Below are 13,783 nucleotides of genomic sequence, written 5' to 3'. Positions count from 1 at the left end.
GCAGCAACGTGCCACACAAGATCCAAGGAGGTAACCGGCCCATGGCCCCAACGACAACGCAAACATCCCCAATCGACTTCGAACGCATCTTCCATCCCAAACGGATCGCCATCGTCGGGGTTTCCCAGGAGGGGCTCGGCTTCGGCGCCGGCATTTTCGTCTCCCTGCGGCTCATCGGGTTCGAAGGTGAAATTTTCTTGGTCAATCCCAAGGGCGGCGAGTTGAACGGCGAGCCGATCCATCGCAGCGTGGAGGAGATTCCCCGCGCCATCGATTTCGCCATCATCGCCGTGGCGGCCCGGGCCGTGCCCGAAGTGCTCGAAGCGTGCCGCCTCAAGGGTGCAGCCGGCGCCGAAATTTTTTCATCCGGTTTCAAGGAGTTGGGAACCGCCGAGGGCATCGCCCTGGAACAAGAGATCGTGCGGGTGGCGGCCCGGGGCATCCGCGTCATCGGCCCCAACTGTTTCGGCATCTACTGCCCCCGCAGCGGCCTTACCGTGTTGCCGGGTCCCGACCTTTCCCGGGAGACCGGTCCGGTAGCCTTCTCGTCCCAGAGCGGCGGCATGGCCGTGGATTTTGCCAACGCCGGCAAGTCGGTGGGCCTGAAATTCAGCAAGGTGGTCAGCTTCGGCAACGGCTGCGATCTGCGCGAAACCGAGTTGCTCGACTATTACCGCGAGGATCCTGAAACCGGCCTGGTGGCCATGTATATCGAGGGCATCCGCGACGGCGACGCTTTTTTCGAATCCCTGCGGCGCACCACGGCCAGAAAGCCGGTGATCGTCAACAAGGGCGGCCTCTCGGCGGCCGGCCGCCGGGCAGTGCAGAGTCATACCGCCTCCATGGGCGGCAGCCGCGAGATCTGGCAGTCGATCCTGCGCCAGGCCAATGCCGTGCAGGTGGGCGACATGGGCGAGATGGTGCAGACTTGCCTGGCCTTCAGCCTGTTGCCCCCGCAGACTTTTCACAACATCACGGTGCTGGGCGGCGGCGGCGCCCTGGGTGTGGCGGCCGCGGACCTGGCCGAAAACTTCGGCTTGCAGATCCCGGCCTTTGAACCCGATCTGGCCGGCCGCATCGACGAACTGCTGCCCAAACCCGGATCGAGCCCCGGCAATCCGGTGGACGTGGCCAATCCCTTCGTGCCACCCAAAACGCTCAAGGCGATCATGCGACTGGCGGCCGGCGATCCGCGCATCGATCTGCAGATCTTTACTTCCCTGCTGCATCATTATAAGAATATGGCCATGTTGACAGGACGACCGATCAAGGCCGTGACCCCCTACCTGGAACTGGCCGACGACATCCGCGAGGTGGCGGCGGAAACCGGCAAACCCATCGTCGTCATCCTGTCCAACCCCAAGAGCGGGCCGGATCACCTGGATGTGGTCGATATGTTCGTGGATGCCCGCCGCGCCTTCATCGAGCGCGGCATACCGGTATTCGCGGAATTGCGCGACGCACTTCGGGCCATCGGACATCTCAACGCGTATTATGAAAGGAAATCATGATGAACAAGGATCAAGCCCTGCAACTGATCGAGACCGCCCGCAAAGAGGGGCGCAAAACGCTCTCCGAATACGAAGCCAAACAGGTGCTGACCGCCTGGGACATTCCCGTGACCCGGGAGATTCTGGTCGGGGATCGCGCGGCCCTGGCCGGCGCCCTGAACGCCATCGGCTTTCCCCTGGTGATGAAAGGGTGCGCCGCCGAGATCGCACACAAGACCGAAAAGAACCTCGTGCGCGTGGATGTCCGTGGCGAGGCCGAAGCCGTTGCCGCCTTCGACGGGATCATGGCCGGCCTGGACGGCAAGGGCGGCGTGCTGGTCCAGGAGATGATCGGCGGCCGGCGCGAGTTGGTGATGGGCCTGACGCGCGATCCCCAGTTCGGGGCCTGCGTCATGTTCGGCCTGGGCGGGATATTCACCGAGATTCTCAAGGACATCTCGTTCCGCAAGGCGCCCCTCGAACACCATGACGCCATGGAGATGATGGGCGACATCAAGGGCCATAAGATCCTGGAGGCCGTGCGCGGCATGCCGGCCGCCGACACCGGGGCCCTGGCCGACATGCTGATCCGCATCGGGCAGATCGGCGTGGAGATCGAGGCCGTGGCCGAAATCGACCTCAACCCCGTGATTCTGGACGGCGCCCGACCGGTGGCCGTGGATGCGTTGATCGTGGTGAAATAGCGCCGGTCCACAAATGGCCGATTGGCCCGATATCGGCGTTGCATGAAAAAATTTGTCCTCAGAGCGCATCCGATTCATCGATGTGGCGCGATTAGGCACCATGCCGCTGATCTATCATTTGAACCGCTGGGTGCCCCAGCTGGTGGGCAAGCCCAAGGCGGCCGGGCCGCTCATCGGTCCATTGTTCCACGCGTACCTTGCGCCATTTGAGCCGCAAGGGAAAGGAAGTGATTGTCATGCCTACCCCAAAGTGTGAATCGTGCGCCTTCCGGGCCAAATATGACCGGAATCCAAATTCACTGCTCGGCCGCCTGTGGCGCTGGCACACCTCCTGGTGCCCCGGCTGGCGGGGCTACATGCGTTCCCTCTCCGCCGAACAGAGACGCGAAGTGGCCGACAAGTACGACCTGAAACGATACAAATGATCAAGGACATCACTCAGAAACTTTACGCCGACATCCCCCGGGAAATCCTCTATCACTACACCACCTTCTCCGGTCTCCTGGGCATCGTGGGCAGCCGCGCCCTGTGGGCCAGCGACATCCGCTACATGAACGATTCGGCCGAACTCAAGCACACGGCCGACCTGATCGCCAAGGAGATCAGCCGGCGCATCGCCGCAGGCCATCCCAACCCCAATCTGCTCAACCAGTTCCTCGATTGGGTCTCCCATCGCATCACCAACGGCCACCTGCTCTTCGGCGCTTCGTTCCGCTCCAACGGCAACCTGCTCAGCCAGTGGCGCGGTTACAGCAGACTGGGCAAGGGCGTCAGCCTGGGCTTCAACCCCGCCTATATCCTCAAATGCGCCCAAGCCCAGTCGTTTCAGATCGGCAAGTGCATCTACGATCCGGATGAACAGCGCCGGCTCATCGTCAGGGTGGTCGACGCCGTCGAAGCCCTTGTCGAGCAGCGCCCCAAAGTATCCGATTCGGACAATCCCTGCAGCTCGCTGCCCTACCACGCCGCGTTCCAGCACATCGAAGGCGACCTGCTGCGCATCGCGGCCGTGCTCAAGCATCCCTCGTTCGAGGAAGAGGCCGAGTGGCGCATCGTTTCGCCGGCCATCACCGACTATCTCAACGCCCCGGTGCTTTTTCGCGAAGGCGCCTCCATGCTGGTTCCCTACGTGGAATTCAAGTTCCAGCCCGAGAACGGCAGGCCCATCGCACTGGAGCACGTCTTTCTGGGCCCGACGCCCAACATCAACATCTCCATGAACTCCCTGAACATGTACCTGCGCAAAAATAAGGTCACGCCCGCGCGAGGTGCCGACTACTGCCAGATCCCCTTCCGTCAGAAATAGATATATTTCAATTTTTAGACCACTGCCAGCAATATGTGGCCACTCATTTGCCTTGAACCATTTGTTTTCTATAGATATTTCCGACTGCTTGCCAAATGTGATCCACTCCAATGGCCAGCTGGTTTCAGAACAGTGTGGCATTTTCTTTACAGCAGGCTTGCAATTTAGCCATTTTGAGAACTATAAGATATTATTTTAATGGGTTAGCTTGACCTTAAAGCGCATCCTCTCTTCGGTCTTAAATGCGCCTCGGATCTGGACGGCGATAGGGTTGAGACTCAGGTGGGGCGGCCGTAGAGAACGGTTATTGGTTTTCTCCGCGCCGGGCAAGGCTGGCCTATCGATGGCGGATGAATGGATGTACGGTTCAGTCGAAGGGATAAGGGAATCTTGAATTCAAAGGTCACTATCAGGGACGAGGCGCCCGGCGACATTATCGCGATAAGCGAGGTGACCATCGACGCATTCAAGACCTCGGCGATCAGTCAGCTCACAGAGCAGTTTATCGTACAGGCGTTGCGTGCTGCCAAGGAGGAGGATATGGACATTTATGTGTGCGGTCATGGAGGATGGGGCGTCGATGGTCGGTCCTCGATTTTTGTGCAGGTGCCGGCAGGCACGGAGGTTGTGTTCTACAAGGAGATCGGAGACGTTCTTTATGTGAGTGAAGCCGAAGCTATCCTGAGAGGGGCCCCCAATGCGCTTCGCCCGGTCCGAGTGATCCGATCCTTCGAGAGTTGCCCGGAGATGACACTTTTTCCGGCGCGAGAATTCTGGCGGAATCTCGGTGCCGCCGCGACCGCGGGAGGCGCCAACTGGCACGCAGTGGCGAGCCCTACACAGTTGAGCTACTTTCTTCGTGCCTATACACCATCCCGCCTTCATTGGATCGCCTGCAGCAGCCGCATGTTAGAGCCGGTCAAGCGCTGAAAAATTGGAGACGGCGTAAACGGGAAAGACTTTCATAGGGGACCATGGTCCCATGTGTGTGCCGAACCGAGCTCACTGAAATGACCAAGCGCTGCTTGAAAGGAAAGAGCTATGGTCGGAATCGGAGTGCCAGACATTATAGTACTTCTGATTGTATGGGGTATTCCCATGTGTAAGCATTACAAACGGGATCTTCCCAGAGTGTCCCAAGGATTGGGCTCAACAGGTGCGCGTTTATCAAGATGAGGTGCATGTGAGAGAGACCTTTTTCCCCAATGCTCATCAGGAGGAAGGCCAGAGATGCCCTTTTGGCGGGAGGCTGGAAAGGATCGTATGAGGATCGACGGTGGTAAAGATCTGGACGAACGGACAAAATCCCAGACGTCCGGCCAAGCCGGCGTGAAGCCCTCCGGTACCGGCGAGGCCAAGCCCACAACCGTCATGACCCCGTCGCGGATCGAAACGGCAAAGAAGCGATTCTTCAACGAGATCCGTGCTGTCCGCGATGCTTTGGGACGAAAGACGGGGGCGCACAAGCTGCGGGAGAGCGAGGAGAAATTCCGCAGCTTTTTCGAGGTCGTGAAAGACCCCGCATTCATACTGGAGGTGGATGGCCGAATTCTGGAGGCCAACCGGGAAGCCTGTGAGCGGTTGGGCTACAGCCGGGAAGAGTTTTTGAAAATGAACATCCGGGAGGTGGACGCTTCAGAACAGGCTGAGTTGATACCCGGGCGATTCGAGGCCCTGCGGCGGCAGGGCCATCATCTGTTCGAAACCATTCACCAGGCACGGGATGGCACCCGGGTCCCAGTGGAGATATCGGCCCGACTGTTCGAATCATCGGGAAATCGACTGATTTTCACCATCTGCCGAGACATGACGGAACGAAAGAGGGCGGAGTCGGCGTTAAGGGAGAGCGAGCGGCGTTTTTCCGCCTTCATGGCGCACCTGCCTGCCAGCGCTTTCATCAAGGATGGTTCAGGGCGTATATTATATGCCAACCGATACCTGGAGCAGCTTCTCGGACAGCAATGCATCGTCGGCAAAACTACCGAAGAAATGGTCCCGCTGGAGATCGCCAAGCGCATGCGCAGGGACGACCTGAGGGTCCTGACAGAGGGACCGATCCTCGTTAAGGAACGACTCACCGACCCGAACGGCGCCGAAATTTTCTTTGATACTTATAAATTCGCGATCGAGGGGCACGATGTGCCGGCCATGGTGGCAGGTATCGCGTTTGACACTACGGAACGCGTCCGGGTCGAAAGGGAACTGGCCGAAACCAAGATTCTGCTGCAATCGGCCTTCAACCAGACACCGGTTCCCATGGTCCTGGTCAGCGCTCCCGAAGCGGTCATTCTATATGCCAACGATGCCGGAAGGGAGATGCTGGGCATAGATGGAGCGTCCTTGTCGGGGCGGTCCCTGGATGAAATTTCACCCACCTGGCAGGATTTCGACGGCGAGGGCCATCCGGTTCCCTGGAACGAGCTGCCCCTGATCCTGGCGCTCCAGGGGGCAACGACCAAAAACAAGGAGATGATTGTACAGCGCAAGGATGGTAGCCGGCGATACGAGATGGTCAGCGCGGCTCCCATTTACAACAGTGAGGGGAAGATCATCGCCGCATTTCTGGTTTTTCCGGACATCACGGACCGCAAACGCATGGAGGATGCGCTCGAGAAGCGCGTCCTGGCGCTCACCCAGCCTCTGGACGATGTGGAGAACATTGCCTTCGAAGACCTGTTCAACCTTTCCGATCTTCAACGCCTGCAGGACCTCTTCGCGGAGGTCTGGGGCGTCGGTGCGCTCATCACCCGACCTGACGGGACACCCATCACGCGGCCAAGCAACTTCACCTATTTCTGCAGCGAGTTCATCCGCAAAAACGAGATAGGATTCAGAAACTGCAAGATCTCGGATGCGACCCTCGGCCGGCACAATCCTTCCGGGCCGACCATCGGGGCCTGTTTGAGCGCCGGCCTGCTGGGCGCGGGCGCCAGCATCACCGTCGCCGGACGCCACATCGCCAGCTGGCTGATCGGCCAGGTCCGCAGTGAGACGCAGAGCGAAGCGCAAACGATGGCCTACGCGCGCGCCATCGGCGCCGACGAGGCAGCGTTCCGCGATGCCCTGCTCAAAGTTCCCGTCATGCCCCAAAAGACTTTCGAACAGATCGCCCAATCCCTTTTCACTCTGGCCAATCAACTCTCCAACACGGCCTATCAGAATATTCAGCAGGCGCGGTTCATTGCCGAGCGCAAGAAAGTGGAGGATAAACTGGCGCGAAGCGAACAAAATCTCAAGGAAGCACAGCGGATCGCCAGGATCGGCAATTGGGAATTGGATCTGGTAAGCAATAAGCTGGAATGGTCGGAAAGCGTGTATGCGCTTTTTGAAATCGATCCCAAGGAGTTCGGCGCCACAGCCGAGGCGTTTTTGAATGCCATCCACCCGGCGGATCGCGAAAAGGTGGAACAGGCCTATTACGGCTCCGTCAAAGATGGCAGTTCATACGAAATCGCCCATCGTTTGCTGATGGAGGATGGACGGATCAAGTGGGTCAACGAGATCGGCCATACCGAATATGACCCACAGGGGCGTCCCATAAAATCCTTTGGCGTCGTGCAGGACATCACTGCGGAAAAGCGTGCGGAGGAAGAGCGCCAAAGGTTCGAGACCCAGATGCGCGAGGTGCAAAAACTCGAGAGCCTGGGGTTGCTCGCCGGAGGAATTGCCCACGATTTCAACAATCTGCTCATGGCCATCCTCGGGAACGCCGATCTGGCAGCCCTGAAGCTCTCTGCGGTGTCGCCGGCGCGCAATCATATCGAGGAGGTCATCCGGGCCTCCCATCGCGGTGCGGATCTGTGCCGTCAGATGCTTGCCTATTCCGGCAAGGGGCATTTCGTGGTCGGCTGCCACGACCTTTCGGAGATCGTCCGGGAAATGGGCCAGATGCTCGATGTGTCGATTTCCAAGAAAGCGATATTGAGCTACACACTTGGCGAGGACCTACCGGCGGTGGAGGTGGATGCCACCCAGATCCGTCAGGTGATCATGAACCTGATCACCAACGCGTCCGAAGCCCTGGGCGACAGGAAAGGGGTCATTTCGATCACGACCGGCGTCATGGCATGCGATGACGTCTATTTGGCCACGAGCTATCTGGATGACCGTCTCCCCGCGGGTGACTACGTTTACCTGGAAATTTCGGATAGCGGTTGCGGGATGGATGCCGAAGCCCTGAAAAAGATGTTCGATCCGTTCTTTACCACGAAATTTACCGGCCGGGGGCTGGGACTGGCGGCGGTGCTGGGCATTGTGCGGGGTCACAAGGGAGCGATCAAAGTTTACAGCGAAGTGGGCCGGGGAACCACCTTCAAGATCCTCCTGCCCGCTGTGGGGCGGAAAGCAGGCGACCATGAGAGGCCGGGTGAAGAGGGCGCGCCGCTGCATGGCGGCGGCACTATCCTGCTCGTCGACGATGATCCCGATATCCGTGACGTGGCATCTGCGATGCTGGAGATGTTGGGTTTTCAGGTTCTGACGGCGACCAATGGCCGGCAGGGCTTAGAGATCTTCCGCACCCGGGGGTCAGAGGTCGTGTGTGTCATTCTCGATCTCATGATGCCCGAGATGGGGGGGGAGGAGGCATTTCGGGAGCTGCGCAGGATGCGAAGCGATGTGCGCGTGATCCTGTCGAGCGGTTACAGCGAGCAGGAGGTGGCGCAACGTTTTATCGGCAGAGGGTTGACAGGGTTTATCCAGAAGCCGTACACCATGTCCAATCTGCGCAATGCACTGCGCCGCGCCCTCGATTGAATGCAACGGTCGGGACGATCATTTGACAATGGAGTAACTCACAGATGAACAGTGTTTCAACTGCGTTTCGCAATAAGGGCGGGCTTTGCCGCCGATCCCACGGCAGGCGGGCGCTGAGCGTGACCACTGGCCTGACATTGATGGTGCTGGTTTTCGGAGCGGCGAAAGCCTTGGCGCAATGGCCCCAAATGGTGCGATCCGCGGATGGCACGGCGATTTCCTGTGAGGTCCACGGCAACGGGGAACCCACGCTGGTTTTCGTGCACGGCTGGAATTGCGATGCCCGCTACTGGCGGGCCCAGGTGCCCTATTTTGCGAAACGGCACCGCCTGGTCATCCTCGACCTGGCCGGTCACGGCCACTCGGCGGCGACGCGCACGCGCTATAGTATGCGTGCTTTCGGAGAGGATGTGTGTGCGGTGACAACGGCGGCGGGCGCGGCCCGGGTGATCCTGATCGGCCACTCCATGGGCGGGTCGGTGATCGCGGAAGCCGCCCGTCTCATGCCCGACCGCGTCGTCGGCCTGATCGGCGTGGACACCCTTGAAAATATCGAGTATCCGGTGACGCAGGAAGATGCTGATAAAATGGTCGTTCCGTTCAGGAAAGATTTCAAAGCCGAAATCCGGCGGTTCGTGGGGGAAATGATTTCGCCAAGAACCGATGGGCGGCTGCGCGAATGGATCCTGGCGGACATGTCGGCCGCGCCGCCGGAGGTGGCCATCGGTGCCATGGAGGAGATGCTGAAACAGTATATCAGCGGTGAAGCGGCAAAGATTTTTGAGCAGATCCGCGTCCCGGTCATCTCCGTGAATGGAGACCTGTGGCCGGTGAACTATGATGCCAACCGGCGGCACATGGCGTCGTATGAGGCCATTGTGTTGAAGGATGCCGATCATTTCCTGATGATGAACCGTCCGGAAGCGTTCAATCGGTCCCTGGACAAGGCGATCCGGATGCTGACGGATACGAGGTAGTGTTCATAAGGCGATGCGTCTGTCTTTGACTGCTTTGCAATATTTGGAACAATTGCGGTCGCAAATTTGCCGCATGCTTTTCGCACCGGCCGCGGTGTGGCTGCTCGTGTTTCTCTTTCCCAGGTTCATCGAAAGACTTCAGGAATTGAATCCATTTTCAGGTGGCGGCGCGCCGCACCTGCTGTTCGAAGCCGCCATGCTCTGGCTGCCGGTGTTGTCCGCCCTGGCCTTGATCGTCTGGCTTCTTGTGCGCAATCCCCGTTTTCTGCGCTTGCCCGTGTCGCTGCCGGCCACGCGCATCCTGGCGTGCATCCTCGTTTCCGCGGTCGCCCTCTTCGTGGCCATCATGGTCGTTGCGGTGTCGCTCGGCTATCTTTTCCGAGAACCCGCCATCGATCCTCAGGCGGGGATTCACATCCGGACCTGGCTCGACGGGGTGTGGTATGCCACGGCGCTGACTCCCCTCGCCACGACCCTGTGGGTGTGGTGTGCCCTGCACCAGGATAGAGGAGCGGAGCAGGAGGTTGCGCCATGACCCTGCTGGTTGCGACATGACAACGTGCTTTTCCAGATTGTTCCGGTGCCTCATCGGTATAGGGATCATCCTTTCAATTCCCTTTGTGTCGGCCCGGGCTAAGGCGGCTTTCGACGATCTGGCGGCAACCTATCGCTTCCTGGTGAGCGATCGGGATGCCGACGGCGGTGCCCTTTACACGGCCACGGCCGGCGCCTTGAATGGCCGCGTCCTGCCGCTGAGCTACCTCGACAGCGCGGACTACTGGGGTGAATTTGTCTGCGCCTCGCCGGATGTCGTCTGTGCGGTCGTCGACCGCTACAATCCCGAAGACTCGACCCTCTCCCCGCTGCCCGGTGCGGGTGGTCCCCTGCAGATCGAGCGGGTCTTTGTCCACAACGGCGCCAACATTTACGATGGTGCAGTGTGGCAGATTGCGGTGGTCCTGGGGCAGGCGGCCAACGGTTTCATCAATCCATATGCCGCCGACGCTTACGATCTGGCCGGCAACCAGAGCCTGCTACTTCGCGAAGGCCATTGCGGCGATGCGGAAGTGGTGGTCAAGGGGGCCAATCGGGCCGTCACCCGCAAGGAGATCTTTCGATACAACGGCCGGTCGGTCTCCGATCCCCAAAGCGCTTTTGCCTTCCGCATGTTCGGCCGGTCCTGGCTGTCCGATGATCCTTTCAGGGGTACGCCCTGGGAGCGCTGGATCACCGTTGAAGGGCTGCCGACCCGTCAGACCGGGCCGACACCCGCATACCGGCGCGGCCGGATCAGCTGGTCGGACTGGAAACCGATCACCGGTGAAAACGCCTGGGCGTTTCTGTTGGGGCCGCTGCACGCCGCCTATCTGCACCACGTGCGGTATAAAGGGGGCCGTTTCATTCCTTTCGACGATCCGGCGATCCGTCAGGCCCTGGCCCTGCTGCCCACCTTTGCCGCGATGCAGTCCGACATCGGCGCCGTCTACTATGCGCCTGCGGGTACGGCCGGCAACGTGGGCGGCACCTTTGTGCATCCCCAGCAGGTGTCGGTAGAGAACAACTTCTCGCTCTATGCCGGCTTGAAGGTGCTGCGGGCGACCTTGGAGGGGACCTTGGCCGGCCAGAAAACGCTGGACGAGCGGGACAAGAGAGCGATCCGGCAAGCGTTGGCCAGCATTCAAACCATGCTTCACGGTGGGAAATCGGCTTCCGGCCGCACCACCGCCGGCCTCCTCGACTTTTTCAGGCATCGGGCGTGGCATGACGGCGGGTTTGTCCCGGGCGGTCTGGCCAATGCAGCGGACCGGGTCGAGACGTGGGTGCCAATGCGTTCGCCCCTGGCCGTGGATGTCAATACCTGGGGCGTGGCGGCCCTCGGCGCGGGCATGATCGACGATTGGTTCGGGAGCGGCGCGGCCTTCGACAACTGGCAGCAGGTCAAGCGCTGGGGGGGCTACGGCGCGGGCCAAACGCTGTGGGGCGTGGGCTATTCGGACCGCGACGGCAACGGCATGACCGCCGGTGGAGACTTTCGCCAGGGTATGATGTCCGCCGAGTGGACTGCCGGCGCCATCACCATGGTGCGCAACCTCCGCCGGCATTATCTGCGCGCGGCGGCCGACGGGGCTGCCAAGGCCCAGGCGCGGGTCGCGAGCCTGGACCGCGACGAACGGCAGATGCTGTCCGCCTTGGTGCGCCTGCGCCATGACCGATACGCGAACGAGGCTTTTCCCGGCCGCCCCGACCGCTACGCCCGCCTGATCCGGACCCGATCGAAACCCTATCTCTACGCGAGCCGACGGGCCATGATTCCCTTCGGCTGGTATGCCAATCCCATTCCCAGCACCTGCGCCACGGGTTGGGTCGTGCTCGTCGCCAACCACTACGATCCCTTTGGATATGCGGGCCGTCCCAATTGACACGTTGGTAGGTTTTGACCCCCATTCAGCGCTGAATTCCCTCGGATTGCGTTATGCTCAGGGACGGTTAACTTTCATTTTAAATATCTTTCTTGTGAAGTTAACACGACCTCATTAAAAGGAGAGAAGCCATGAATGTAAACGATTATTGCAAAAATGTGGAACTCGAGCTTGGCGTGTGGAAGGCCCGCCTGTTTGATCTTCAGCGGAAATTTGATAAGCTTCCCGGCGTTGATAAGGATAAGGTGTTGTATCAGTACGGCGATCTGGTTAATATTATCACCGAAATGGAAGATCGATTGTCCGGACTGCGGAACGAGTGCCCCACCGAATGGAGTCCGGTCAAAAAGGAGATCGATGAGGGCACAGTGGATTTGCGTGCCAAGTACGAGGCAACCCTGGAATTCATCGGCAAGGCCGCACCGGTGTCCATCCCCGGCTAACCAGATGTGATAAACGCGTCGCCCGGCAGCCCCCTGATCGGTGATTGGGTGGAACTGCCGGGCAGCTTTTTTTGTCATCTCGAAGATGTTTAAGTCCAAACTCTTCTGGTCCGATTATTTCGAGACGCAGGCACAACGGCAGGGACCCAGCCCCCGGCGGTTCAGGTCCGCGGCCAAGTGGGCGGGTATTGTCGTTTCGGCGTTTGCCGTCGTTCTGTTTTGTGTCATCCTCCTGTTGCGCTGGATGCCGGTGCCCACCAGTGCGTTCATGCTGGGGCACAAGATCAGGGGTAACCCGGTCGCATACCGCTGGGTGCCGCTGAAAAAGATTTCGCCCGCCTTGGCTGTAGCGGTGGTCGCGTCCGAGGACCAGCGTTTTCCCGACCACTGGGGTTTTGATTTCAAGGCCATCTCCGACGCGCTGGAGGATAATCGGCGCAGGTCGACACCCAGGGGGGCCAGCACCATTTCCCAGCAGGTGACCAAGAACCTCTTTCTCTGGTCCGGTCGCAGTTGGGTCCGAAAGGGCATTGAAGCCGGGCTGACGGTGGCCATCGAACTGGTCTGGTCCAAGCGGCGTATTCTGGAGGTCTATCTCAATATCGCCCAGTTCGGACCCGACATCTTCGGGGCCGATGCCGCGGGCCGGCGGTTTTTCGGCTTGCCGCCGTCGCGGCTCAACGGTTACCAGGCCGCCCTTCTGGCCGCGGCCCTGCCCAATCCCGGGACGCATCGCGTCTCGCCGCCAACCCCCTACGTGTCGCAGCGGGCCGCGGATATTCAGGTGGAGGTGCGTCGTTTGGGGGGTGTGGCTTATCTGTCCGCGATCGGGATAGGTGCCCGCTGAGGGCCGGATACATCTCTGTAATTGTCAGCAATTCTAACTGAATGTGATTCACCTTGAAGGGCATGTATTACAGAAGGCGTTTGATAAATAATTCGCATGGCAACGGTTGAAGCAGGCCCGGGTGGGGCAGGTGGCCAGGGCCAAGTCAGCCAGCGGTCGATAGTGCCGGTTGAATGCAAACGGCACTAGCGGCCCAGACTGTTTGAGCGCAGCGAGTTTCTGGGCCGCCCGCCGTGCCTTTTACCGGCACTTGACCGCTTGGCGTGTGGCATCGGCCACCTGTCCCGCCCGGGCCGGATTTGGTGAATGGCATTCAGTTAGAATCCCTCCGTCTTTGTATAGAAACTTGACACCAACGTCATAGTCACATATTCAAAGGACCAACATCGAGGCCTTGGGTGGTTGCAACGGCCACCCATCAACAATGACCTTTAAAGCAGGAGAATTCCCCATGGCAGATTATTTGATCAATATTTTTCTGGATGATGAGAAACGCGGCAAAATCGAAGCGGCCGGGCTGGCGGACAAGATCGTCGAGATCGACGGCAAAAAGGCGGTGCAGGTGGAGATGTCCGCCAAAGAGCAGAAAAAACTGGTCAAGGGTTTCAGCGACCTGGCTTTCGACGCTTCTAATGCCTGCGTACTGCCGGCCGAAGCGGAAGCCAAGCTGGTGGGCATCATCGCTGATATGAAGACCCTGGATGTCATGAAATTCGCCATCATGAAACTGTACAATCCGCTGGCCGGTAAAGCGCCCCGATCTGCCTTGCGCTAATAGACGTCAACGGCGCGGTGTCGCGCCGATCGAGACCTTAAAAAGCCCCGCGCGCTGAATCGCCGC

General features: G+C 59.7%; 12 protein-coding genes. All 12 read left to right on the top strand.

Going from position 1 to position 13,783, the window contains the following annotated elements; all coding sequences use genetic code 11:
- The first annotated feature begins 41 nt into the window (after positions 1-41).
- The 12 genes from DFT_RS18280 (at position 42) to DFT_RS18220 (ending at position 13,717) form a co-directional block, all read left to right on the top strand.
- Entirely contained in the window at positions 42-1,511 is a 1,470-nt protein-coding gene (locus DFT_RS18280; RefSeq protein WP_054032716.1) for a CoA-binding protein, read from the top strand.
- A complete protein-coding gene (locus DFT_RS18275) occupies positions 1,511-2,194 on the top strand; it encodes an acetate--CoA ligase family protein (protein ID WP_235506275.1) in 684 nt (227 codons plus the stop codon). Before DFT_RS18280 ends, DFT_RS18275 begins: the two co-directional genes overlap by 1 nt.
- A 236-nt stretch (positions 2,195-2,430) precedes the next feature.
- The gene (locus DFT_RS18265) at positions 2,431-2,619 is read left to right on the top strand and encodes a hypothetical protein (protein WP_054032714.1); all 189 of its coding nucleotides are present in this window, start codon (positions 2,431-2,433) and stop codon (positions 2,617-2,619) included.
- A complete protein-coding gene (locus DFT_RS18260) occupies positions 2,616-3,500 on the top strand; it encodes a DUF2971 domain-containing protein (RefSeq protein ID WP_054032713.1) in 885 nt (294 codons plus the stop codon). The genes DFT_RS18265 and DFT_RS18260 overlap by 4 nt, the downstream gene beginning before the upstream one ends.
- A 390-nt stretch (positions 3,501-3,890) precedes the next feature.
- Positions 3,891-4,430: a putative adhesin gene (locus tag DFT_RS26565; protein ID WP_200907092.1), complete on the top strand. Its 540-nt coding sequence runs from the start codon at positions 3,891-3,893 to the stop codon at positions 4,428-4,430.
- 333 nt (positions 4,431-4,763) lie between these two features.
- Complete coding sequence (locus DFT_RS18250; RefSeq protein ID WP_161807201.1) at positions 4,764-8,255, top strand: PAS domain S-box protein; 3,492 nt, start codon at positions 4,764-4,766, stop codon at positions 8,253-8,255.
- 44 nt (positions 8,256-8,299) lie between these two features.
- Complete coding sequence (locus DFT_RS18245) at positions 8,300-9,232, top strand: alpha/beta fold hydrolase (RefSeq protein WP_054032710.1); 933 nt, start codon at positions 8,300-8,302, stop codon at positions 9,230-9,232.
- A gap of 73 nt (positions 9,233-9,305) precedes the next feature.
- Positions 9,306-9,767, top strand: a complete 462-nt coding sequence (locus tag DFT_RS18240; RefSeq protein ID WP_152972074.1) for a hypothetical protein — start codon at positions 9,306-9,308, stop codon at positions 9,765-9,767.
- A gap of 16 nt (positions 9,768-9,783) precedes the next feature.
- On the top strand, positions 9,784-11,652 hold the full coding sequence (locus tag DFT_RS18235) for a hypothetical protein (protein WP_054032708.1): 1,869 nt from the start codon (positions 9,784-9,786) through the stop codon (positions 11,650-11,652).
- Positions 11,653-11,783: 131 nt separating this feature from the next.
- Entirely contained in the window at positions 11,784-12,095 is a 312-nt protein-coding gene (locus tag DFT_RS18230) for a hypothetical protein (RefSeq protein WP_054032707.1), read from the top strand.
- A gap of 85 nt (positions 12,096-12,180) precedes the next feature.
- Positions 12,181-12,942, top strand: a complete 762-nt coding sequence (gene mtgA, locus DFT_RS18225) for a monofunctional biosynthetic peptidoglycan transglycosylase (RefSeq protein WP_083453627.1) — start codon at positions 12,181-12,183, stop codon at positions 12,940-12,942.
- Positions 12,943-13,393: 451 nt separating this feature from the next.
- Positions 13,394-13,717 (top strand): DUF6955 family protein, encoded by a 324-nt coding sequence (locus DFT_RS18220; RefSeq protein WP_054032706.1) that lies wholly within the window; start codon positions 13,394-13,396, stop codon positions 13,715-13,717.
- Positions 13,718-13,783: the final 66 nt, after the last annotated feature.

It is taken from the genome of Desulfatitalea tepidiphila (genome assembly GCF_001293685.1).
Classification (GTDB): Bacteria; Desulfobacterota; Desulfobacteria; order Desulfobacterales; family Desulfosarcinaceae; genus Desulfatitalea; species Desulfatitalea tepidiphila.
This window is presented reverse-complemented; position numbering and strand designations above follow the sequence as displayed.

What these genes read in the sequence shown, in the direction of transcription:
- DFT_RS18280 (WP_054032716.1), top strand. Translation starts at nt 42, where the DNA reads ATGGCCCCAACGACAACGCAAACATCCCCAATCGACTTCGAACGCATC.
- DFT_RS18275 (WP_235506275.1), top strand. Translation starts at nt 1,511, where the DNA reads ATGAACAAGGATCAAGCCCTGCAACTGATCGAGACCGCCCGCAAAGAG.
- DFT_RS18265 (WP_054032714.1), top strand. Translation starts at nt 2,431, where the DNA reads ATGCCTACCCCAAAGTGTGAATCGTGCGCCTTCCGGGCCAAATATGAC.
- DFT_RS18260 (WP_054032713.1), top strand. Translation starts at nt 2,616, where the DNA reads ATGATCAAGGACATCACTCAGAAACTTTACGCCGACATCCCCCGGGAA.
- DFT_RS18250 (WP_161807201.1), top strand. Translation starts at nt 4,764, where the DNA reads ATGAGGATCGACGGTGGTAAAGATCTGGACGAACGGACAAAATCCCAG.
- DFT_RS18245 (WP_054032710.1), top strand. Translation starts at nt 8,300, where the DNA reads ATGAACAGTGTTTCAACTGCGTTTCGCAATAAGGGCGGGCTTTGCCGC.
- DFT_RS18240 (WP_152972074.1), top strand. Translation starts at nt 9,306, where the DNA reads ATGCTTTTCGCACCGGCCGCGGTGTGGCTGCTCGTGTTTCTCTTTCCC.
- DFT_RS18235 (WP_054032708.1), top strand. Translation starts at nt 9,784, where the DNA reads ATGACAACGTGCTTTTCCAGATTGTTCCGGTGCCTCATCGGTATAGGG.
- DFT_RS18230 (WP_054032707.1), top strand. Translation starts at nt 11,784, where the DNA reads ATGAATGTAAACGATTATTGCAAAAATGTGGAACTCGAGCTTGGCGTG.
- mtgA (WP_083453627.1), top strand. Translation starts at nt 12,181, where the DNA reads ATGTTTAAGTCCAAACTCTTCTGGTCCGATTATTTCGAGACGCAGGCA.
- DFT_RS18220 (WP_054032706.1), top strand. Translation starts at nt 13,394, where the DNA reads ATGGCAGATTATTTGATCAATATTTTTCTGGATGATGAGAAACGCGGC.